The organism is Streptomyces sp. NPDC021622 (assembly GCF_040640795.1).
Taxonomy (GTDB): domain Bacteria; phylum Actinomycetota; class Actinomycetes; order Streptomycetales; family Streptomycetaceae; genus Streptomyces.
Genome location: NZ_JBFACK010000010.1, coordinates 243,340 through 264,395, shown reverse-complemented (window position 1 = coordinate 264,395; position 21,056 = coordinate 243,340). Strand labels below are relative to the sequence as shown.

At 68.3% G+C, this 21,056-nt stretch carries 16 protein-coding genes and 1 pseudogene; 12 read left to right on the top strand and 5 right to left on the bottom strand.

Going from position 1 to position 21,056, the window contains the following annotated elements; genetic code table 11:
* Nucleotides 1-40: 40 nt before the first annotated feature.
* On the bottom strand, nucleotides 41-832 hold the full coding sequence (locus AB0G47_RS21795) for an MIP/aquaporin family protein (protein ID WP_360772269.1): 792 nt from the start codon (nucleotides 830-832) through the stop codon (nucleotides 41-43).
* Nucleotides 833-1,230: 398 nt separating this feature from the next.
* Entirely contained in the window at nucleotides 1,231-1,995 is a 765-nt protein-coding gene (locus AB0G47_RS21790; protein ID WP_360772266.1) for an IclR family transcriptional regulator, read from the bottom strand.
* A 279-nt stretch (nucleotides 1,996-2,274) separates the two neighbouring features.
* Here AB0G47_RS21790 and metH point away from each other — a divergent pair, with 279 nt between their 5' ends.
* The 4 genes from metH to AB0G47_RS21770 all read left to right on the top strand — a co-directional run bounded on the left by metH (nucleotide 2,275) and on the right by AB0G47_RS21770 (nucleotide 10,217).
* A complete protein-coding gene (gene metH, locus AB0G47_RS21785) occupies nucleotides 2,275-5,796 on the top strand; it encodes a methionine synthase (protein WP_360772263.1) in 3,522 nt (1,173 codons plus the stop codon).
* Between the two features lie 110 nt (nucleotides 5,797-5,906).
* On the top strand, nucleotides 5,907-6,608 hold the full coding sequence (locus tag AB0G47_RS21780; RefSeq protein WP_360772260.1) for an HAD family phosphatase: 702 nt from the start codon (nucleotides 5,907-5,909) through the stop codon (nucleotides 6,606-6,608).
* Between the two features lie 324 nt (nucleotides 6,609-6,932).
* Nucleotides 6,933-8,540, top strand: a complete 1,608-nt coding sequence (locus tag AB0G47_RS21775) for an ABC transporter substrate-binding protein (protein WP_360772257.1) — start codon at nucleotides 6,933-6,935, stop codon at nucleotides 8,538-8,540.
* 90 nt (nucleotides 8,541-8,630) lie between these two features.
* Nucleotides 8,631-10,217: an ABC transporter substrate-binding protein gene (locus AB0G47_RS21770; RefSeq protein WP_360772254.1), complete on the top strand. Its 1,587-nt coding sequence runs from the start codon at nucleotides 8,631-8,633 to the stop codon at nucleotides 10,215-10,217.
* Between the two features lie 77 nt (nucleotides 10,218-10,294).
* Here the strand turns inward: AB0G47_RS21770 and AB0G47_RS21765 are convergent, their stop codons facing one another.
* Complete coding sequence (locus tag AB0G47_RS21765) at nucleotides 10,295-10,966, bottom strand: response regulator transcription factor (protein ID WP_135332738.1); 672 nt, start codon at nucleotides 10,964-10,966, stop codon at nucleotides 10,295-10,297.
* 14 nt (nucleotides 10,967-10,980) lie between these two features.
* On the bottom strand, nucleotides 10,981-11,862 hold the full coding sequence (locus AB0G47_RS21760; RefSeq protein ID WP_360772251.1) for a RecB family exonuclease: 882 nt from the start codon (nucleotides 11,860-11,862) through the stop codon (nucleotides 10,981-10,983).
* Between the two features lie 128 nt (nucleotides 11,863-11,990).
* Between AB0G47_RS21760 and AB0G47_RS21755 the strand changes: the two genes are divergently transcribed.
* The 3 genes from AB0G47_RS21755 to AB0G47_RS21745 all read left to right on the top strand — a co-directional run bounded on the left by AB0G47_RS21755 (nucleotide 11,991) and on the right by AB0G47_RS21745 (nucleotide 15,442).
* Nucleotides 11,991-13,655, top strand: a complete 1,665-nt coding sequence (locus AB0G47_RS21755; RefSeq protein ID WP_360772248.1) for a site-2 protease family protein — start codon at nucleotides 11,991-11,993, stop codon at nucleotides 13,653-13,655.
* Between the two features lie 50 nt (nucleotides 13,656-13,705).
* Complete coding sequence (locus tag AB0G47_RS21750; protein ID WP_135335457.1) at nucleotides 13,706-14,608, top strand: tRNA (adenine-N1)-methyltransferase; 903 nt, start codon at nucleotides 13,706-13,708, stop codon at nucleotides 14,606-14,608.
* 255 nt (nucleotides 14,609-14,863) lie between these two features.
* Complete coding sequence (locus AB0G47_RS21745) at nucleotides 14,864-15,442, top strand: hypothetical protein (RefSeq protein WP_360772244.1); 579 nt, start codon at nucleotides 14,864-14,866, stop codon at nucleotides 15,440-15,442.
* Nucleotides 15,443-15,526: 84 nt separating this feature from the next.
* Here the strand turns inward: AB0G47_RS21745 and AB0G47_RS21740 are convergent, their stop codons facing one another.
* Nucleotides 15,527-15,838, bottom strand: coding sequence for a ferredoxin (locus tag AB0G47_RS21740; RefSeq protein ID WP_266868853.1), 312 nt, complete (start codon nucleotides 15,836-15,838; stop codon nucleotides 15,527-15,529).
* A 254-nt stretch (nucleotides 15,839-16,092) separates the two neighbouring features.
* Here AB0G47_RS21740 and arc point away from each other — a divergent pair, with 254 nt between their 5' ends.
* The 5 genes and pseudogenes from arc to prcB all read left to right on the top strand — a co-directional run bounded on the left by arc (nucleotide 16,093) and on the right by prcB (nucleotide 21,022).
* Entirely contained in the window at nucleotides 16,093-17,859 is a 1,767-nt protein-coding gene (arc, locus tag AB0G47_RS21735; RefSeq protein WP_360772241.1) for a proteasome ATPase, read from the top strand.
* A 213-nt stretch (nucleotides 17,860-18,072) separates the two neighbouring features.
* A complete protein-coding gene (dop, locus tag AB0G47_RS21730; protein WP_360772238.1) occupies nucleotides 18,073-19,584 on the top strand; it encodes a depupylase/deamidase Dop in 1,512 nt (503 codons plus the stop codon).
* A 125-nt stretch (nucleotides 19,585-19,709) separates the two neighbouring features.
* The gene (locus AB0G47_RS21725; RefSeq protein ID WP_055555575.1) at nucleotides 19,710-19,928 is read left to right on the top strand and encodes a ubiquitin-like protein Pup; all 219 of its coding nucleotides are present in this window, start codon (nucleotides 19,710-19,712) and stop codon (nucleotides 19,926-19,928) included.
* Nucleotides 19,929-20,021: 93 nt separating this feature from the next.
* Nucleotides 20,022-20,225, top strand: a pseudogene (locus AB0G47_RS21720) (endonuclease VII domain-containing protein); the annotation flags it as partial.
* Nucleotides 20,177-21,022 carry a proteasome subunit beta gene (gene prcB / locus AB0G47_RS21715; RefSeq protein WP_360772234.1) on the top strand — a complete coding sequence of 282 codons (846 nt, stop codon included), beginning with the start codon at nucleotides 20,177-20,179 and terminating at the stop codon, nucleotides 21,020-21,022. The pseudogene AB0G47_RS21720 and the gene prcB, both read left to right, overlap by 49 nt.
* Nucleotides 21,023-21,056 lie beyond the last annotated feature (34 nt).

Sequence of the window (21,056 nt, the reverse complement as noted above, 5' to 3'; positions counted from 1 at the left end):
CTCAGGCAGTCTCAGGCGGTCATCGGTAGCGGTCGCGGTCCTACTTGAACGCGAGGTTGTAGATACCGCCCGCGATGGCTCCGCCGATCAGCGGACCGACGACCGGCACCCAGGCGTACGTCCAGTCCGAGCCGCCCTTGTTCGGCAGCGGGAGCAGGGAGTGCACGATGCGCGGACCCAGGTCACGGACCGGGTTGATGGCGTAGCCCGTCGGGCCGCCCAGCGAGAGGCCGATGCCGACCACGACGAGCGCGGTGACCAGGGCGCCGAGCACGCCGATGCCGTTGCCGCCGTCGTTCAGGCCCTGGGTGAGGATCGCCAGGACCAGTACGACGGTCGCGATGACCTCGGTGAGCACGTTCTGCGCGTAGTTCCGGATCTCGGGGCCTGTCGAGAAGATGCCGAGCACGGGGCCGGCCTTGGGCGCGGCCTTCTCGTCGACCATGCCCTCCTCGTGGGGCTTCGAGGCCAGGATCGCCGGGTCGGTCAGATGCGCCTGGAACTGGCCCAGGTAGGTGAGCCACACCAGGACGGCACCGATCATCGCGCCGAACAGCTGCGAGACCAGGTAGAGCGGAACGTCGCTCCACTTGGTGCCGCCCTCGATCGCGAGACCGATGGTGACCGCCGGGTTGAGGTGGGCGCCAGAGACGCCACCCGCCAGGTAGGCGGCAGTCAGCACCGCGAAGCCCCACCCGAAGGTGATCGCGAGCCAACCTGCGTCCTTGGCCTTGGAGGCCTTGAGCGTGACGGCGGCGCAGACGCCACCGCCGAGCAAGATGAGTACGGCGGTACCGATGGTCTCGCCGATGAAGATGTCGGAGCTGGACACCCGCGACTCCTTTGTCCTTCGTCCAGGGGAAGGCGAACCCCGGGTCCCTCCGGTGGTCCGCGACCTCAGGTGAGGTCGTTGCCGGCCCTTGGCCTTGCCACACTCTAGCGCGTAATGCCGGTAGGTGTTCGACAATGCCGACCGATGGACGCGAGTCTCACCCCGGGGTCAGTAGCTCGTCAAGAGCTCTGTTATTGAAAGCACGATCGTTATTGATCGTTCCGGGTTATCGGTGATCACGGGGGTGAAACCGTCCATCGATGGTCGCGCAGAAGGGTGCACCCTGCATGTTGAGCAGGGCCCCGAAGGGGCGCGGGGCTGTGACATGTGCGGCTCCGCCGCGTGGGCGCGACCAGCCACGACGGGCTCGCAGGTGATGGACCGGCCTACCAGCGGAGCTAGAACCGCCCAGCGCCCAGGTCCCGCGACACAGCCCGCGCACAATCCCGTACGGCGGCAATCAGGTCAGACCGGAGCTCGCCGTCCTTCTGGACGCGCTCCACGGCCCCCGTGATGCCGACCGCCCCGACCGGCATGCGCCGCCGGTCGTGAATGGGGGCCGCCACCGAGGCGATGCCCTCCCAGGTCTCCTCGACGTCGGCCGCGTACCCGCGCGCGCGGGTCAGATCGAGTACGCCCTCGAAGTCGTCGGGGTCGACGACGGTGCGCGAGGTGAAGGTCTGCCAGTCGGCCTCGGCGGCCTCGCTGTGCGCCACCGGGTCGTACGCGGCGAGCACCTTGCCGAGCGCCGTGGAGTGCAGCGGCTGCATGGCGCCCACCTCCAGGACCTGGCGGCTGTCGTCGGGCCGGAAGACGTGGTGCACGATCAGGACGCCCTGCTGGTGCAGGACCCCCAGGTAGACGCTCTCGCCGCTGGAGCGGGCCAGGTCGTCGGTCCACACCAGGGCGCGGGCCCGCAGCTCGTGCACGTCCAGATAGCTGTTGCCCAGGCGCAGCAGTTCGGCGCCGAGCTGATAGCGGCCCGACGCGGAGTCCTGCTCGACGAAGCCCTCCGCCTGCAGGGTGCGCAGAATGCCGTGGGCCGTGCCCTTGGCCAGGCCAAGGGCGGAAGCGATTTCCGAGAGGCCGAGCCGTCGCTCCCCGCCCGCGAGCAGCCGCAGCATCGCGGCGGCCCGTTCGAGCGACTGGATGTTGCGTGCCATCGCAGCCCCTTCCTCCGTCCCCTCAGTCACCAACGTTCGACAATGCTGAACACTATCGGTCGTTGTCGACCTCCCGCTAATGAGCGGCAGGCGGTGTTTCCGGCCGTTTCCCCCTCGTTCTACGTGATCACCCTCCGAGCTCCGACGAGGGGTGCCGGGGGCGGGGCGTCCGGCCCGTGAACACCTGAGCGCTTCGGACCTTCGTCCGGCTACCCTGACCGAGTGCGCCTCCAACCGAAGCGCAAAGCCGACAGCCGTCGCACCTCAGGGAGCTCTTTCATGGCCTCGTTGCCGACCCCCTCGTCCGGTCTCTACGACGGGACCCGAGTCGAAGCCTTCCGCGAAGCCCTCGCCACCAGGGTGGTGGTGGCCGACGGAGCGATGGGCACGATGCTCCAGGCGCAGGACCCCACGCTCGACGACTTCCAGCAGCTCGAGGGCTGCAACGAGATCCTGAACGTGACCCGGCCGGACATCGTCCGCTCGGTCCACGAGGAGTACTTCGCCGTCGGTGTCGACTGTGTCGAGACGAACACGTTCGGTGCGAACTACGCCGCCCTGAACGAGTACGACATCCCCGAGCGGAACTTCGAGCTCTCCGAGGCCGGCGCCCGCATCGCCCGCGAGGTCGCCGACGAGTTCACCGAGAAGACCGGGCAGCAGCGCTGGGTCCTCGGCTCCATGGGCCCCGGCACCAAGCTGCCCACCCTCGGTCACGCCCCGTACACCGTGCTGCGCGACGCCTACCAGATCAACGCCGAAGGCATGATCGCCGGCGGCGCCGACGCGCTCCTGGTGGAGACCACCCAGGACCTCCTGCAGACGAAGTCCGCGATCCTCGGCGCCCGCCGCGCCCTGGAAGCCACCGGCGCGAACCTCCCGCTGATCTGCTCGGTCACGGTCGAGACCACCGGCACCATGCTCCTCGGCTCCGAGATCGGCGCCGCCCTGACGGCCCTGGAGCCGCTCGGCATCGACATGATCGGCCTGAACTGCGCCACGGGTCCGGCCGAGATGAGCGAGCACCTGCGCTATCTCGCCCGCCACTCGCGCGTCCCGATCTCCTGCATGCCCAACGCGGGCCTGCCGGTCCTGGGCAAGGACGGCGCCCACTACCCCCTGACGGCGCCCGAGCTCGCCGACGCCCAGGAGACCTTCGTACGCGAATACGGCCTCTCCCTGGTCGGCGGCTGCTGCGGCACCACCCCCGAGCACCTGCGCCAGGTCGTCGAGCGGGTGCGCGGCGTGCAGACGCCCGCCCGTCAGCCGCACCCCGAGCCGGGTGCCGCCTCGCTCTACCAGACCGTGCCGTTCCGCCAGGACACCTCGTACATGGCGATCGGCGAGCGCACGAACGCCAACGGCTCGAAGAAGTTCCGCGAGGCCATGCTGGAGGGCCGCTGGGACGACTGCGTGGAGATGGCCCGCGACCAGATCCGCGAGGGCGCGCACATGCTCGACCTGTGCGTCGACTACGTCGGCCGTGACGGCGTCGCCGACATGGAGGAGCTTGCGGGCCGCTTCGCCACCGCCTCCACCCTGCCCATCGTCCTGGACTCCACGGAGCTGCCCGTCATCCAGGCCGGCCTGGAGAAGCTGGGTGGCCGCGCGGTCATCAACTCGGTCAACTACGAGGACGGCGACGGCCCCGAGTCGCGCTTCACGAAGGTCACCGCGCTCGCCAAGGAGCACGGCGCCGCGCTGATCGCGCTGACCATCGACGAGGAGGGCCAGGCCCGCACCGTCGAGCACAAGGTCGCCATCGCCGAGCGGCTCATCGAGGACCTGACCGGCAACTGGGGCATCCACGAGTCGGACATCCTCATCGACACCCTGACCTTCACCATCTGCACCGGTCAGGAGGAGTCCCGCAAGGACGGCATCCACACCATCGAGGCCATCCGGGAGCTCAAGCGCCGCCGCCCTGACGTGCAGACCACCCTGGGTCTGTCCAACATCTCCTTCGGCCTCAATCCGGCCGCCCGCGTGCTGCTCAACTCCGTCTTTCTCGACGAGTGCGTCAAGGCGGGCCTGGACTCGGCGATCGTGCACGCCTCCAAGATCCTGCCGATCGCGCGCTTCGACGACGAGCAGGTGAAGGTCGCCACCGACCTCATCTACGACCGCAGGGAAGAGGGCTACGACCCCCTGCAGAAGCTCATGGAGCTCTTCGAGGGCGTCTCCACCAAGTCGATGAAGGCGGGCAAGGCCGAGGAGCTCCTGGCCCTGCCGCTTGACGAGCGCCTGCAGCGCCGCATCATCGACGGCGAGAAGAACGGCCTGGAGGCCGACCTCGACGAGGCCCTCCAGGACACGCCCGCCCTCGACATCGTCAACAACACCCTCCTTGAGGGCATGAAGGTCGTCGGCGAGCTCTTCGGATCCGGCCAGATGCAGCTGCCGTTCGTGCTGCAGTCCGCCGAGGTCATGAAGACCGCGGTCGCCCACCTCGAACCGCACATGGAGAAGTCCGACGCCGAGGGCAAGGGCACGATCGTGCTCGCCACGGTGCGCGGCGACGTGCACGACATCGGCAAGAACCTCGTCGACATCATCCTGTCCAACAACGGCTACAACGTGGTCAACCTGGGCATCAAGCAGCCCGTCGCCGCGATCTTGGACGCCGCCGAGGAGCACCGCGCGGACGTCATCGGCATGTCGGGCCTCCTGGTCAAGTCGACGGTGATCATGAAGGAGAACCTGGAGGAGCTCAACCAGCGCAAGCTGGCGGCCGACTTCCCGGTGATCCTCGGCGGCGCCGCCCTGACCCGTGCGTACGTCGAACAGGACCTGCACGAGATCTACGAGGGCGAAGTGCGCTACGCCCGCGACGCGTTCGAGGGCCTGCGTCTGATGGACGCCCTCATCGCGGTCAAGCGCGGGGTGCCCGGTGCGACCCTGCCGGAGCTCAAGCAGCGGCGTGTCCAGAGCAAGGCATCTGCCGCCGTCCTTGAGGTCAACGAGGACGAGGGGCCCGCCCGCTCGGACGTCTCCACCGACAACCCCGTCCCCACGCCGCCGTTCTGGGGCACCCGCGTCGTCAAGGGCATCCAGCTCAAGGAGTACGCGTCCTGGCTGGACGAGGGCGCCCTCTTCAAGGGCCAGTGGGGCCTGAAGCAGGCGCGGACCGGTGACGGTCCGACGTACGAGGAGCTGGTGGAGACCGAGGGCCGCCCGCGCCTTCGCGGCTGGCTGGACGAGCTGCACACCAAGAACATGCTCGAAGCGGCCGTCGTGCACGGCTACTTCCCGTGCGTGTCCAAGGGCGACGACCTGATCCTCCTCAACGACGACGGCTCGGAGCGCACCCGCTTCTCCTTCCCGCGCCAGCGCCGCGGCCGCCGGCTCTGCCTCGCGGACTTCTTCCGCCCGGAGGAGTCCGGCGAGATCGACGTCGTCGGCCTGCAGGTCGTCACCGTCGGCTCGAAGATCGGCGAGGAGACCGCCAAGCTGTTCGCCGCCGACTCCTACCGCGACTACCTCGAACTGCACGGCCTGTCCGTGCAGTTGGCCGAGGCGCTCGCCGAGTACTGGCACGCCCGGGTCCGTGCCGAGCTGGGCTTCGGCGGCGAGGACCCCGCGAATGTCGAGGACATGTTCGACCTGAAGTACCGCGGCGCGCGCTTCTCGCTCGGTTACGGCGCCTGCCCCGACCTGGAGGACCGCGCGAAGATCGCCGAGCTCCTTCAGCCGGAGCGGATCGGCGTACAGCTCTCCGAGGAGTTCCAGCTGCACCCCGAGCAGTCCACGGACGCGATCGTCATCCACCACCCCGAGGCGAAGTACTTCAACGCGCGTTAATCCGCCGCAGTCGTACACTGGTCGGTCCAGTGCAGGCCGGTTGCCCTCTGTCAGAAATGTCTGTCAGAAGGGCGGCCGGCCTTCTCGTCCCTCATGGAAGGTGTGGTCGCATGACCAGTACGGTTCCCGCGCTCGGCACCCGAACGGCCGAAGGCTCCGCGCTGCAGGGCGTTCTTCTCGACATGGACGGAACGCTCGTCGACACCGAGGGGTTCTGGTGGGACGCCGAGGTCGAGGTCTTCGCCGCACTCGGACACACGCTCGACGAGGCCTGGCGCGACGTGGTCGTGGGCGGCCCCATGACGCGCAGCGCGGGTTTCCTCATCGAGTCCACCGGTGCGGACATCACCCTTGCCGAGCTGACCGTGCTGCTCAACAACGGCTTCGAGGACCGCATCGGCCGCACGCTGCCGCTGATGCCGGGCGCCGCGCGGCTGCTCGCGGAACTCGCCGCGCACGAGGTGCCGATGGCGCTGGTGTCCGCGTCCCACCGGCGCATCATCGACCGCGTACTCGACTCGATCGGATCCCACCACTTCGTCCTGACCGTCGCGGGCGACGAGGTGACGCGGACCAAGCCGCACCCGGACCCCTATCTCCTCGCGGCGGCCGGAATCGGTGCGGAACCGGCCAGATGCGCCGTCATCGAGGACACCGCGACCGGTGTCGCCGCGGCCGAGGCCGCGGGCTGCCGGGTGGTCGCCGTACCATCTGTCGCGCCGATTGACCCCGCATCCGGCAGAACCGTCGTCCCCTCGCTCGAACACGTCAACCTGCCTTTCCTGCAAGGCCTGATGGCCGGAAATCGCTGAACCGACGCAGGTGTGACCTTTCCCACTCGACGGGGCATCGACAGTCGTCCTGGAGTGTGCAGGGGAACCGAAATGCGCCGGTTGTGGCGTGGCATTGTGTCCTGATTGAGGGGAACCTGCACGAATCCTTCCGGTGTCGGGTTATCGGTGCGTCCGCGCCCGGTTTCGCTGCGTGATTGAGGGTCAACTCCGGTCTCTTCCGGCGCTTGAGGTGGTGCGGACTAATGTCGACGCGAGAACATCGCCCCACCCCCCAAGAACCGGCTGACCCCACCCCTCGTTGCCGGTTCGTGCGGGATTCAACAGCTCTGGAGAACGTCGAGCATGAACCGTAAGACTTTGGTGCTGCCGGCCGTCATAGGTCTGCTCGCCCCCGCGCTCGCCGCGTGCGGCGGAGCGGGTGGTGGAGGGGGAGACGACGAGATCGCCGTCGGCACCACGGACCGGTTCGCCACCTCGGCCGAGGTTCCGGCGCCCTTCGACCCGGCGTACGCCTATGACGCGGGCTCCTGGAGCGTCCTGCGCCAGACCCTCCAGACGCTGATGATCATGCCGCGCGGCGACGGCGATCCGGAGCCGGAGGCCGCCGAGCGGTGCGGCTTCACCGACACCGGCAACGAGCGCTACGAGTGCACGCTGCGCAAGGGCCTGAAGTTCGCCGACGGCTCGTCGCTGACGGCCGCCGATGTGAAGTTCTCCATCGAGCGCGTGCGCGACATCAAGATCAAGAACCCCAGCGGCTCCGACGGCCTGGTGGCCAACGTCGACGAGATCGAGACGCAGGGCGACCGCGGCGTCGTCTTCCACCTCAAGAGCCCCGACGCGACGTTCCCGTACAAGCTGGCCACGCCCACGGCGGGCATCATCAGCAAGGACAAGTACGGCAAGAACAAGCTGCGCGACGGCTTCGACGTCGACGGCTCGGGCCCCTACACCGCCGAGCACGAGGTCGAGGGCGGCCAGCTGGTCAAGACGGTGTTCTCCAAGAACCCCCATTACAAGGGCGCGTTGACGCCCAAGAGCGACACGATCGAGATGCGCAACTACGCCTCCACCGAGGCGATGGGCAAGGCGCTCGAGAGCGGCGACATCGACATGATGACCCGCACCATGTCGCCCGAGCAGATCAAGAATCTCGACGAGAACCCGTCGAAGAACATCGAGCTGGTCGAGATGCCCGGCCTCGAGATCCGCTACCTCGGCTTCAACACGGACGCGAGCACCGTCAAGTCCAGGGCCGTCCGCCAGGCCATGGCGCAGGTCGTCGACCGCGGCGCCCTCGCGACCGGCGTGTACGGAACCGCCGCCGAGCCGCTCTTCTCGCTGGTGCCGACCACCGTCACGGGGCACACCAACTCGTTCTTCAACAAGTACGGCAACCCCAGCCCGGCCAAGGCCCGCGCCCTGCTGCAGCGGGCCGACATCACCACCCCGGTGAAGCTCACCCTGCACTACACGACCGACCACTACGGCCCGGCCACCAAGAAGGAGTTCCAGCTGCTGCAGAAGCAGCTGAACGACAGCGGCCTGTTCGACGTGTCGATCAAGGGCGCCCCCTGGAGCACCTTCCGCGCCGCCGAGCAGAAGGGCGCGTACGACGTCTACGGAATGGGCTGGTTCCCCGACTTCCCCGACGCCGACAACTTCCTCGCGCCGTTCCTCGACAAGGACAACTTCCTCGGATCGCCGTACGAGAACAGCACCATCAACGAAGAGCTGATCCCGCACTCGCGCCGCGAGGCGGACCGGCTCACGGCCTCCAAGAGCATCAAGAAGATCCAGGACATCGTCGCCGAGGACGTGCCGGTGCTTCCCCTGTGGCAGGGCAAGCAGTACATCGCCGCCCGCGACGACATCACCGGCGTCGAGTGGGCCCTCAACTCCTCGTCGAATCTGCAGCTGTGGGAGCTCGGCCGCGGTGTGAGCGGCTGACCTCCGCACGCACCGGCAGCGAACGCCGAGCTCCGCTCGACGCATGCCGAGTTCCGCTCCACCGATGGACAACAACGACAAGGTACGTACGTGAACTTGCGTAACCAGTGGCTGGCCCTTCCCCTCACGGGAGGACTGGCCGCCGCCCTGCTGACCGGCTGCGGTTCGGAGACGGGCGATGCGGGGGAATCCGGTGACGCGGTGGTCGTGGGGATGTCCGACGACATCCTGGCCACCGACCCGGCTTCCGGCTACGACCCCGGGTCGTGGCTGCTCTTCAACAACGTCTTCCAGTCCCTGATGAGCTTCCCGAACGGGGCCACGGAGCCGGAGCCCGAGGCCGCCAAGGAGTGCGGCTTCACGGACACGGAGACCAAGGTCTTCAAATGCACGCTCCGTGACGGCCTCAAGTTCAGCAACGGCAAGTCGCTGACCTCGAAGGACGTCAAGTTCTCCTTCGACCGCATGCGCACGATCGGCGACGAAGCCGGTCCCGCGATCATGTTCCCGATGCTCGACCGCGTCGAGACGCCGGACACCAAGACCGTCGTCTTCAAGCTCAAGTACCCCGACGCGACCTTCCCCAGCAAGATCGCGTCCGGCGCCGGGTCCATCGTCGACCACCGCTCGTACGACATGAACGCGCTGCGCCGCGACGACCAGGCCACCGGCTCGGGGCCCTACAAGCTGGACTCCTTCTCCAAGGAGGAGGCGGTGTTCTCGGTCAACCCCGAGTACAAGGGCACCGCCAAGGTGAAGAACAAGGGCCTCACCATCAAGTTCTTCCACAACGACCGGAAGAGCCTTAAGCGGGCGATCCTGGACAACAAGGTCGACATCGCCTACCGAGGCCTCGCCGCCTCCGACGTCGCGGACATCGAGCAGGACACCTCCAGCGAGAGCCAGAGCATCGACGTCGTCGAGGGCACCAGCGCCGAGGTGCAGCACCTGGTCTTCAACATGAAGGACCCGGTCGCGGGCAAGCTCGGCGTGCGCAAGGCCATGGCCTATCTCCTGGACCGGGACGCCCTGGTCAAGGAGGTCTACCAGGACACGGCCACGCCGCTGTACTCGATCGTCCCGGCCGGCATCGGCGGTCACAACACCGCCTTCTTCGACACCTACGGCGCCCGCCCGCAGCGCGCCAAGGCCGCGGCCGCCCTGCGCGCCGACGGCGTGAGCGGCAAGGTCAAGCTCACGCTCTGGTCCACGCCCTCGCGTTACGGCCCCTCGACGGACGACGAGCTGAAGGCGATCGCCAAGCAGCTCAACAAGAGCGGTCTGTTCGACGCCGAGGTGAAGTCCATCGAGTTCAAGCAGTACGAGAAGGACATCAAGGCCGGCAAGTACGGCGTCTACGTCAAGGGCTGGGTGCCGGACTACCCGGACCCGGACAACTTCACCCAGCCGTTCTTCGGCAAGGGCAACGTCCTCGACAACGGCTACACGAACAGCGACATCACCGGGAAGATCATCCCCGACACCGCGGCCCAGAGCGACCGCACCAAGACGAACAAGGACTACGCGAGGCTGCAGGACACGGTGGCGAACGAGCTGCCGATCCTGCCGGTCTGGCAGGCCAAGCAGTACGCGGTGATCCGCGACGACGTGTACGGCGTGGAGTCCTGCCTCGACGCGTCGACGGTGTTCCGCTTCTGGGAGATCAGCAAGGGCTGATTCCGGCCGCGTACGTCCGCATACAGAAGAAGGTGGCCGCCCCGAGGGGCGGCCACCTTCTTCTGTCATCCGTTGAACTACTGCGCGCCGGGACGCACCAGACCGCTCTCGTACGCGTACACCGCGGCCTGTACGCGGTCGCGCAGGCCCAGCTTGGTGAGCACATGGCCCACATGCGTCTTGACCGTCGTCTCGCTGACGAACAGGTCCGCCGCGATCTCCGCGTTCGACAGACCGCGGGCCACCAGCTTCAGGACCTCGACCTCGCGCTCGGTCAGCGTGTGCAGGGTGTCCGGCACGGGCTCGTCGCCCGACGGGAGATGCCCCGCGTACTTGTCCAGAAGCCTGCGGGTGATGCTCGGCGCGAGCATCGCCTCGCCGGACGCGACCACCCGGATCGCCTGCACCAGCTCGTTCGCCGGGGCGTCCTTGAGCAGGAAGCCGCTGGCGCCCGCGCGCAGCGCCTCCACCACGTACTCATCCAGGTCGAAGGTGGTCAGGACAAGGACCTTCGCCGGGCCGTCCCGGCCGGGCCCGGTGATCTGCCGGGTCGCCTCGACACCGTCCATCCGCGGCATGCGGATGTCCATCAGGACCACGTCGGGCTGCAGCGCCCGCACCTGGTCGAGAGCCTGCAGGCCGTCTCCGGCCTCGCCGACGACCGCGACGTCCTGCTCGGCCTCCAGAATCATCCGGAACCCGGTGCGCAGCAGTGGCTGGTCGTCGACCAGTAGGACACGGATCGCCACGTAACTCTCCTTCGCTAGCCCGGCCCCATTCTGCCCTGCGCGCCCTCTCCGGACTCGGGCACCCTCACCGCAAGCGGGTACGGCGGGGGAGTCCCGCCGAATTCCGGACATACGGCCTGGTGGTCGCACCAGCCACAGAGCTTCGTCGGCCGCGGCCGCCAGTCACCCGTCTCGGTGGCGAGCGTGATGGCCTCCCACAGGGCGTGCAGCTTCCGCTCGACCTGCTCCAGGTCGGCGATCACCGGGTCGTACGTGATGACGTCGCCGCTGCCCAGATAGACGAGCTGGAGGCGGCGCGGGACCACGCCCTTCAGGCGCCACACCACCAGGGCGTAGAACTTCATCTGGAAGAGCGCGCCCTCCGAATACTCGGGGCGGGGGGCCTTGCCCGTCTTGTAGTCGACGATCCGCACCTCGCCGGTGGGCGCCACGTCCACGCGGTCGATGATGCCGCGCAGCTTCAGGCCGGATTCCAGCTCGGCCTGCACGAACAGTTCCCGCTCGGCGGGCTCCAGACGCGTCGGGTCCTCCAGCGTGAACCACCGCTCGACGAGCTTCTCCGCGTCCCCGAGCCAGCGCGCGAGCCGCCGGCCTTCCTCGTCGTCCGCGAACAGCTCCGTCAGCTCCGGTCTGGCTTCCCGCAGCTTGTCCCACTGCCCCGGGATCAGCGCCTTGGCGCGCGGGGCGGTCCGCTCACCGGCCGGGGCGTCGAAAAGCCGCTCAAGGACGGCGTGCACCAGCGTGCCGCGGGTCGCCGCCTCGCTCGGCTTCTCCGGCAGCTTGTCGATCACCCGGAACCGGTAGAGCAGCGGGCACTGCATGAAGTCGCTGGCGCGCGAGGGCGATAGCGACGCCGGGCGCACGGCCGCCACGGCACCGTCGGTGCTGGTTTCCATGAGGACAGACCCTACGACCCGCCACTGACAACGGCCGCATACCATCGACGACAGACCCTCTCGCCCTGCATGATCGTGCGTGTACCGCGCCGGACAGGGGCGAGGGACGCTTCGAACGAGGGGACATCGTGGACGAAAGCGGCGGGAGCGGCAGGCCGCGGTCCGACGGCACGGACGGCCGGCGGCCGGGCGCGGGCCACGTGAATCCGCCGCGCCCGGTGGACTCGGCCGAGCCCGCGGGGCCGACCCGGAGCGAACCGGACGGCGCCGCACACCCCGGTCCGGAAGCCACGCCGGACGACACGAACCCCGAACGCCCGCCCGCCGACGCCACCGCGCGTCCCGAGGCCCGCGAGGAGACCCCGGGGCAGGAACCCGCCGAGGACACACCGCAGCCGCCCCGCGAGGACGAATCCGGGCCTGCTGATCCCGCCACGACTGGCTCCGCCGAGTCCGGGTCCGCCGCGCCCGGCCCCAACCCGCAGCCCGGCGACGGCCCCGAGAGCCCCCGGTCCGGCGACCGGCTCGTCAAGGCTCCCCGTACGGAGCCGACCGGCGACGCCGCGCCCCGCTCCACCGACACCCACCCCGAGTTCGCGCATGCCAGCCACGGGCCCGCCCCGAAGCCCAAGGCGCAGAAGGGGCCCGGGGGAGGGCTGCTCATGGGGCGGCCGTTCGGCGTGCCGGTGTATGTGGCGCCGAGCTGGTTCCTCGTCGCCGCCCTGATCACCTGGGTCTTCGGCGGGCAGCTCGACCGCGTGCTGCCCGAACTCGGCGGCGCCCGCTATCTCGTGTCGCTGTTCTTCGCCGTCGCCTTCTACGCATCCGTACTCGTCCACGAGCTGGCCCACACCGTCGCCGCCCTGCGCTTCAAGCTGCCGGTGCGCCGCATCCAGCTGCAGTTCTTCGGCGGCGTATCCGAGATCGAGAAGGAGAGCGAGACCCCGGGGCGCGAGTTCATCCTCGCCTTCGTCGGACCGCTGCTCTCCCTCGTGCTCGCCGGGGTGTTCTACGCCGGCATGCGCGTCGTCGAGCCCGGCACCGTCCCCGGCGTACTGCTCGCCGGCCTGATGATCTCCAACCTCATCGTCGCCGCCTTCAACCTCCTGCCGGGGCTGCCCCTGGACGGCGGCCGCATGCTCCGCGCCGTCGTCTGGAAGATCACCGGCAAGCCCATGAGCGGCACGGTCGCCGCCGCCTGGGTCGGCCGCGCGCTCGCCATCTCCGTCCTCATCGGGCTGCCCATCCTCAACCAGTCCGGCGCGCTCGGCGGCGACGCCCAGGACATCGGCGGCATGGACACCGTCACGGACGCCCTGCTCGCCGCGATCCTCGCCGCGATCATCTGGACCGGTGCGGGCAACAGCCTGCGCATGGCCCGGCTGCGCGAACACCTGCCCGAGCTGCGGGCCCGCGCCCTGACCCGCCGCGCCGTCCCGGTCGAGACCGACACCCCGCTCTCCGAAGCGCTGCGCCGCGCCAACGCCGCGGGGGCCCGCGCCCTGGTCGTCGTCGACGCCGACGGCGACCCCATGGCCGTGGTCCGCGAGGCCGCGATCGTCGGCGTGCCCGAACACCGGCGCCCCTGGGTCACCGTCAGCGGCCTCGCCCAGGACATCACCGAGGGCATGCGCGTCTCCGCCGAGCTCGCGGGCGAGGAACTGCTCGACACCCTGCGGGCGACACCTGCCACGGAGTACCTCGTCGTCGAGGACTCCGGCGAGATCTACGGAGTGCTCTCCGCCGCCGACGTGGAGCGCGCCTTCGTGAAGGCCATGGCCCGCCCCAGCTGACGTACGCCACCGTGGTCGGCGGCCCCCGCACGGGCCGGTAGGCTGGTCACATGTCCGAACCGACCGGTGCCGCCCGCCGACGCGGGCCCTTCAAGGTCGGGGACCAGGTTCAGCTGACCGACCCCAAGGGCCGCCACTACACGTTCACGCTCGAGGCCGGGAAGAACTTCCACACCCACAAGGGTTCCTTCCCCCACGACGAGCTGATCGGTGCTCCCGAGGGCAGCGTTGTCCGCACCACGGGAAACGTCGCCTACCTCGCGCTGCGCCCCCTGCTCCCCGACTATGTCCTGTCCATGCCCCGCGGCGCCGCCGTGGTCTACCCCAAGGACGCGGGGCAGATCCTGGCCTTCGCCGACATCTTCCCCGGCGCCCGCGTCGTCGAGGCCGGCGTCGGCTCAGGATCGCTCAGCAGCTTCCTCCTGCGCGCCATCGGCGACCAGGGCATGCTGCACTCCTACGAGCGCCGCGAGGACTTCGCCGAGATCGCCCAGCAGAACGTGGAGCGCTACTTCGGCGCCCCGCACCCCGCCTGGCAGCTCACCGTCGGCGACCTCCAGGACAACCTGAGCGACACCGACGTCGACCGCGTCATCCTCGACATGCTCGCCCCCTGGGAGTGCCTGGACGTCGTCTCCAAGGCGCTCGTCCCGGGCGGCATCCTCTGCTGCTACGTCGCGACGACCACCCAGCTCGCCAGGACCGTCGAGTCCATCCGCGAGATCGGCGGCTTCAACGAGCCGACCGCCTGGGAGTCGATGATCCGCAACTGGCACATCGAGGGCCTCGCCGTCCGCCCCGACCACCGCATGATCGGCCACACCGGCTTCCTGCTCACCGCCCGCCGCCTCGCGGACGGCGTCGAGCCCCCCATGCGCCGCCGCCGCCCCGCCAAGGGTGCGTACGGCGAGGACTACTCGGGTCCCAACGCCGACGGCGGCACCCCGCGCTGACCGGCGCGGCGAGCCACCTCCAACAAGCAGGCGCCGCCGCCGAGTTCCCCGACCGACCGGGGAACTCGGCGGCGGCGCCTTTTCGTTGACAGGACGCCAGACGCGTACCAGAAGAACATCGGCGTACCAGAAACCCATCGGCGCATCAGAAGAACGGCGATTCCCACCGGACCCCGGTGTTCCACCTCACTGTGAGGTATGGCACGATGCTGGCCACCTCCCCCACCGGCACAGCCCTCACAGGAGACCCTCCTAGTGCAGAACCCCGCCGTCCCGGAACTGGCACACACCACCACCCGCCCCATCCACTGGCTGGCCACCGCGGCCGCACTCGCCGCCGTCATCGCGGGCTCCTCCTTCCTGCAGCCCGACCCGGCGAACGCCGCACAGACCGGCTCCAAGCCCTCCGCCAAGAGCGCGGCCGCCCCCGCGCCCGCCCCTGACGCCGATGCCGTCACGTACCCCATCACCTGCGGAAACGTGAAACCCGTCGTCAAGAAGAAAGCCTCCGGCGACCTCGACGGCGACGGCAGACCCGAGACCGTCGCCGTGGTGCACTGCGCCGCCGGATCGGGCACCCCGCCCGACGGCGTCTACGTGATCACCCGCGCCACGGAGGGCAAGTCCCGCGTCGTCGCCACCCTCGTCGACCCGCACGACCGGCAGAACGTCAGCGACTTCGCCGTACGTGACGGAGCGATCACCGCCACGCTCCTCGGCTACTCCTCGACCGACGTGCCCCGCTGCTGTCCCGATCAGCGGGACGACGCCAAGTGGCAGTGGAAGGACGGCACGTTCGCACGGTCCACACCGGCCGGAGCACACAGCGTGTGACGGAACCGACACGAGCAAGGGGTCTGTGCCCGCCGGTCACCGGCGGGCACAGACCCCTTGCTCATCGTTGAGTTCGCGGCGGCCTCAGGCCGCGTCGGGACCATAGACCTCGACGCTGTCCGAAACGCGACGCACATGAATGCAGTCGCCCGGACACTCCTTCGCCGAGTCCACCACATCCCGCAGAAGCGTCAGCGGAACGGGCGTTGTGGCCCCCGGCGCCTGCAACAGCTCGTCGTCGGAGCTCTTCACGTACGCGAGACCGTCGATGTCCAGCTCGAAGACCTCGGGCGCGTACTGCGCGCAGATGCCGTCGCCGGTACAGAGGTCCTGGTCGATCCAGACCTCCAGGGGATCGCCCTCAGGGCCGGTCCCAGCCTCGTTCTGCACGGTCATCTCTCCTGCCGATCGCTGCGTCGAGCCAACCGACTTTGCGGTAAGTCGGGCCAGCCCTGACGGGTGTTGAACGCTTCGACGATACAACCGCCCGCTTTCCGATGTTGTTGGGTGGGTATTCACCTGGCGTGAGGGAGAGCGCAAGGGTGAAGATCGGACACACCCCGACCGTCTTTGTGATCTAGGGGTTTCAATCGACACCCACCCAGGTAGGGTCTGGAAGCGTCCAGCTCCCCTTGGAGGAGGTGAGGACCGTGGCAGCCCACGACGACGACATCAACCGCGGCATCCGGCCGGGGCGAGGGTCTGAAGACCCCGCCGGTCAGGTTGCCTATCTCGAGCAGGAAATCGCCGTCCTGCGACGCAAGCTCGCCGACTCTCCGCGTCATACGAGGATTCTCGAAGAGCGGATCGTCGAGCTGCAGACCAACCTGGCCGGCGTATCCGCACAGAACGAGCGGCTCGCCAACACGCTCCGTGAGGCCCGAGACCAGATCGTGGCCCTCAAGGAAGAGGTCGACCGGCTCGCACAGCCACCGGCCGGCTTCGGAGTCTTCCTCGTGGCGAACGAGGACGGCACGGCGGACATCTTCACCGGGGGCCGCAAGCTCCGGGTGAACGTCAGCCCCAGCGTGGAGCTCGAAGAGCTCAGGCGCGGCCAGGAAGTCATGCTCAACGAAGCGCTCAACGTGGTCGAGGCCATGGAGTACGAGAGCGTCGGAGACATCGTCACCCTCAAGGAGATCCTCGAGGACGGCGAGCGAGCCCTGGTGGTCGGACACACCGACGAAGAGAGGGTGGTCAGGCTCGCCGAACCACTCCTCGACGTCACCATCAGGGCCGGCGACGCGCTCCTTCTCGAACCCCGCTCCGGCTACGTATATGAAGTGGTTCCCAAGAGCGAGGTCGAAGAGCTCGTCCTCGAAGAGGTTCCGGACATCGGCTACGAACAGATCGGCGGTCTGGGCAACCAGATCGAGCTGATCCGTGACGCGGTCGAACTGCCCTACCTCTACCCGGACCTCTTCAGGGAGCACGAACTGCGGCCGCCCAAGGGCGTGCTGCTCTACGGGCCCCCTGGTTGCGGCAAGACGCTGATCGCGAAGGCCGTCGCCAACTCCCTTGCCAAGAAGGTCGCCGAGGTGACCGGACAGGCCGCGGGGAAGAGCTACTTCCTCAACATCAAGGGACCCGAACTCCTCAACAAGTACGTCGGCGAGACCGAGCGTCACATCCGCCTGGTCTTCCAGCGTGCGAGGGAGAAGGCGAGCGAGGGCACCCCCGTCATCGTCTTCTTCGACGAGATGGAATCCCTCTTCCGCACCCGCGGATCCGGTGTCAGCTCGGACGTGGAGAACACCATCGTCCCCCAGCTGCTCGCCGAGATCGACGGCGTGGAAGGCCTGGAGAACGTCATCGTCATCGGCGCCTCCAACCGCGAGGACATGATCGACCCCGCGATCCTGCGCCCCGGACGACTCGACGTGAAGATCAAGATCGAGCGCCCGGACGCCGAGGCGGCGAAGGACATCTTCGCCAAGTACCTCACCGAGCGGCTCCCGCTGCACGCGGACGACCTCGCCGAGCACAGCGCCGACCGGCGCGCCACGGTGCACGGCATGATCCAGTCCGTCGTGGAGCAGATGTACGCGGAGTCCGAGGAGAACCGGTTCCTCGAGGTGACGTACGCCAACGGCGACAAGGAAGTCCTCTACTTCAAGGACTTCAACTCCGGCGCCATGATCGAGAACATCGTCGGCCGCGCCAAGAAGATGGCCATCAAGGCCTTCCTCGAAGCCAACCAGAAGGGCCTCAGGGTCGCTCACCTCCTCCAGGCTTGCATCGACGAGTTCAAGGAGAACGAGGACCTGCCCAACACCACCAACCCGGACGACTGGGCCCGCATCTCCGGCAAGAAGGGCGAACGGATCGTGTACATCCGTACGCTCGTCACCGGAAAGCAGGGCGCGGACACCGGACGCTCCATCGACACGGTGGCGAACACCGGTCAGTACCTGTAGAAGACAGGGCGGCTGCGGGTGTCCTTCACGGGTACCCGCAGCTGTCTGTTTTTCAATGAAGGCAATGATCTCCCCACCAGCGCAAAGGCGCTCTAGGCTCTTCGGTACCGCCGAGTCGCGCAGTGCGGGGACGGGCACCGCACACGCACCGGAGAACCAGCGGTACTTGAGCGCCGTTCCCGAAGGGGAGCGCCGCCGGGCAAGGAGGGCCGCATGACCGTACGGCGAGTAATGGGCATCGAGACGGAGTACGGCATCTCCGTCCCCGGGCACCCCAACGCCAATGCCATGCTCACCTCGTCCCAGATCGTCAACGCCTACGCCGCGGCGATGCACCGGGCGCGACGCGCCCGCTGGGACTTCGAGGAGGAGAACCCCCTGCGGGACGCTCGGGGCTTCGACCTCGCACGCGAGTCCGCCGACGCCAGCCAGCTCACCGACGAGGACATCGGCCTCGCCAACGTCATCCTCACCAACGGGGCACGGCTCTACGTAGACCACGCACACCCCGAATACAGCTCACCCGAGGTCACCAACCCCTGGGACGCCGTCCTGTGGGACAAGGCCGGCGAGCGCATCATGGCGGAGGCCGCCGAACGCGCGGCCCAGCTCCCCGGCGCCCAGCCGATCCACCTCTACAAGAACAACACCGACAACAAGGGCGCCTCCTACGGCACGCACGAGAACTACCTGATGAAGCGGGAGACCCCCTTCTCGGACATCGTGCGCCACCTCACGCCGTTCTTCGTCTCCCGCCAGGTCGTCACCGGCGCGGGACGCGTCGGCATCGGCCAGGACGGCCACGAGCACGGCTTCCAGCTCAGCCAGCGCGCCGACTACTTCGAGGTCGAGGTGGGCCTGGAGACCACCCTCAAGCGGCCCATCATCAACACCCGGGACGAGCCGCACTCCGACGCGGAGAAGTACCGCCGACTGCACGTGATCATCGGCGACGCGAACCTCTCCGAGATCTCGACCTATCTCAAACTGGGCACCACATCCCTGGTCCTCGCCATGATCGAGGACGGGTTCATCGCGGTGGACCTCGCCGTCGACCAGCCCGTGCGCACCCTGCACCAGGTCTCCCACGACCCCACCCTCAAGCGTCTCGTCACGCTCCGTAGCGGCCGCACACTCACCGCTGTCCAGCTCCAGATGGAGTACTTCGAGCTGGCCCGCAAGTATGTGGAGGAGCGGTACGGCTCCGACGCCGACGAACAGACCAAGGACGTCCTCACCCGCTGGGAAGACGTCCTGGGCCGCCTGGAGACCGATCCGATGAGCCTCTCCGGGGAGCTCGACTGGGTCGCCAAGCGGGAGCTCATGGAGGGCTACCGCCGCCGGGACAGCCTCGACTGGGACGCCGCGAGGCTCCACCTGGTCGACCTCCAGTACGCGGACGTACGCCCCGACAAGGGCCTCTACAACCGCCTGGCGGCCCGCGGCAAGATGAAGCGCCTCCTGGACGATCCGGCGGTCGAGCGCGCCCAGGCGAAGCCTCCTGAGGACACCCGCGCGTACTTCCGCGGCCGCTGTCTGGAGCAGTACGCGGACGACGTGGCGGCCGCCTCGTGGGATTCGGTCATTTTCGACCTGCCCGGTCGCGACTCGCTCCAGCGGGTGCCCACACTGGAGCCCCTGCGCGGGACGCGGAACCACGTCAAGGAGCTCCTGGACCGCTGCCGCACGGCAGAGGACCTGGTTCGGGTGCTCTCCGGAGGCTGAAAGACCCGGCGTATGGGAATCATCGAGGTGGTCCCCGGACGTTGCAGTAACTACGGGGCCGATGTCAGACCTGGCTTATAGGGTCTGATCACGTACATCGAACCGAAATGAGCGGGGTGAGGTACATGGCGACCAAGGACACCGGCGGCGGACAGCAGAAGGCGACACGTTCCACCGAGGAGACCGAGGAGCAGACGCAGGAAGCGCAGGGCTCCGAGGACCTCAAGGAGCGGCAGGAGAAGTTGAGCGACGACGTGGACTCCGTTCTGGACGAGATCGACGACGTCCTTGAGGAGAACGCCGAGGACTTCGTGCGCTCCTTTGTGCAAAAGGGTGGTCAGTAACGGGCATGGCGGAGCCGGGGGCGAGTGGTGCCGGGAATGCGTGGCGCACGACCGGGCCGCGCATGACCGGCGGCGTCGACGAGCGTCGATGTGATCCGTCTCAACGCCCCTGCCGTACATGTGGATCACCGCCATGAGACGGGTAGGGTCCGTGGCGTACTGTGCTTCAACTGCAATTCGGCCATCGGCAAGTTGGGGGATGAACCCGACACCGTCCGCCGCGCGGCCGCATACCTGGAAGGAAACGCGTGGAAGCCAACACTCGTAGCACCGGGCGTCTACCAGCTGCCTTCCTGACGCCTGGTTCTTCGTCCTTCATGGACTTTCTGTCGGAGCATCAGCCCGAGATCCTGCCGGGCAACCGGCAGTTGCCGCCCACGCACGGTGTGATCGAGGCGCCGCACGGCACGACGATCGTGGCGACGACGTTCCCCGGGGGCGTGGTGCTCGCCGGTGACCGGCGGGCGACGATGGGCAATGTCATCGCTCAGCGCGACATCGAGAAGGTCTTCCCGGCCGACGAGTATTCGGCCGTCGGCATCGCCGGCACCGCCGGTCTGGCCGTGGAAATGGTCAAGCTCTTCCAGTTGGAACTGGAGCACTTCGAGAAGGTCGAAGGCGCCACGCTCTCCCTGGAGGGCAAGGCGAATCGGCTCTCCACGATGATCCGCAGCAATCTCGGGATGGCCATGCAGGGCCTGGCCGTCGTCCCGCTCTTCGCGGGGTACGACGTGGACCGCGGGAAGGGGCGCATTTTCTCGTACGACGTCACGGGCGGGCGTTCCGAGGAGCACGGCTTCGCGGCCACCGGTTCCGGTTCGGTCTTCGCGCGTGGTGCGATGAAGAAGCTCTACCGCAACGATCTGACGGAGCAGGAAGCGACGACGCTCGTCGTGCAGGCGTTGTACGACGCGGCGGACGACGACTCGGCCACGGGTGGTCCGGATGTCGCCCGCCGGATCTATCCGATCGTCACCGTGATCTCCGACGAGGGTTTCCGGCGGCTGGGGGACGAGGAGTCCTCCGAGATCGCCCGCTCGATCCTTGAGCGGCGCCTGGAGCAGCCCGACGGCCCGCGGGCCTCGCTGCTCTGATCGATCCGTATTCGCCACTGACTGAGTCACTGAC

What these genes read in the sequence shown, in the direction of transcription:
- AB0G47_RS21790 (WP_360772266.1), bottom strand. Translation starts at nt 1,995, where the DNA reads ATGGCACGCAACATCCAGTCGCTCGAACGGGCCGCCGCGATGCTGCGG.
- metH (WP_360772263.1), top strand. Translation starts at nt 2,275, where the DNA reads ATGGCCTCGTTGCCGACCCCCTCGTCCGGTCTCTACGACGGGACCCGA.
- AB0G47_RS21780 (WP_360772260.1), top strand. Translation starts at nt 5,907, where the DNA reads ATGACCAGTACGGTTCCCGCGCTCGGCACCCGAACGGCCGAAGGCTCC.
- AB0G47_RS21775 (WP_360772257.1), top strand. Translation starts at nt 6,933, where the DNA reads ATGAACCGTAAGACTTTGGTGCTGCCGGCCGTCATAGGTCTGCTCGCC.
- AB0G47_RS21760 (WP_360772251.1), bottom strand. Translation starts at nt 11,862, where the DNA reads ATGGAAACCAGCACCGACGGTGCCGTGGCGGCCGTGCGCCCGGCGTCG.
- AB0G47_RS21750 (WP_135335457.1), top strand. Translation starts at nt 13,706, where the DNA reads ATGTCCGAACCGACCGGTGCCGCCCGCCGACGCGGGCCCTTCAAGGTC.
- AB0G47_RS21740 (WP_266868853.1), bottom strand. Translation starts at nt 15,838, where the DNA reads ATGACCGTGCAGAACGAGGCTGGGACCGGCCCTGAGGGCGATCCCCTG.
- dop (WP_360772238.1), top strand. Translation starts at nt 18,073, where the DNA reads ATGACCGTACGGCGAGTAATGGGCATCGAGACGGAGTACGGCATCTCC.
- AB0G47_RS21725 (WP_055555575.1), top strand. Translation starts at nt 19,710, where the DNA reads ATGGCGACCAAGGACACCGGCGGCGGACAGCAGAAGGCGACACGTTCC.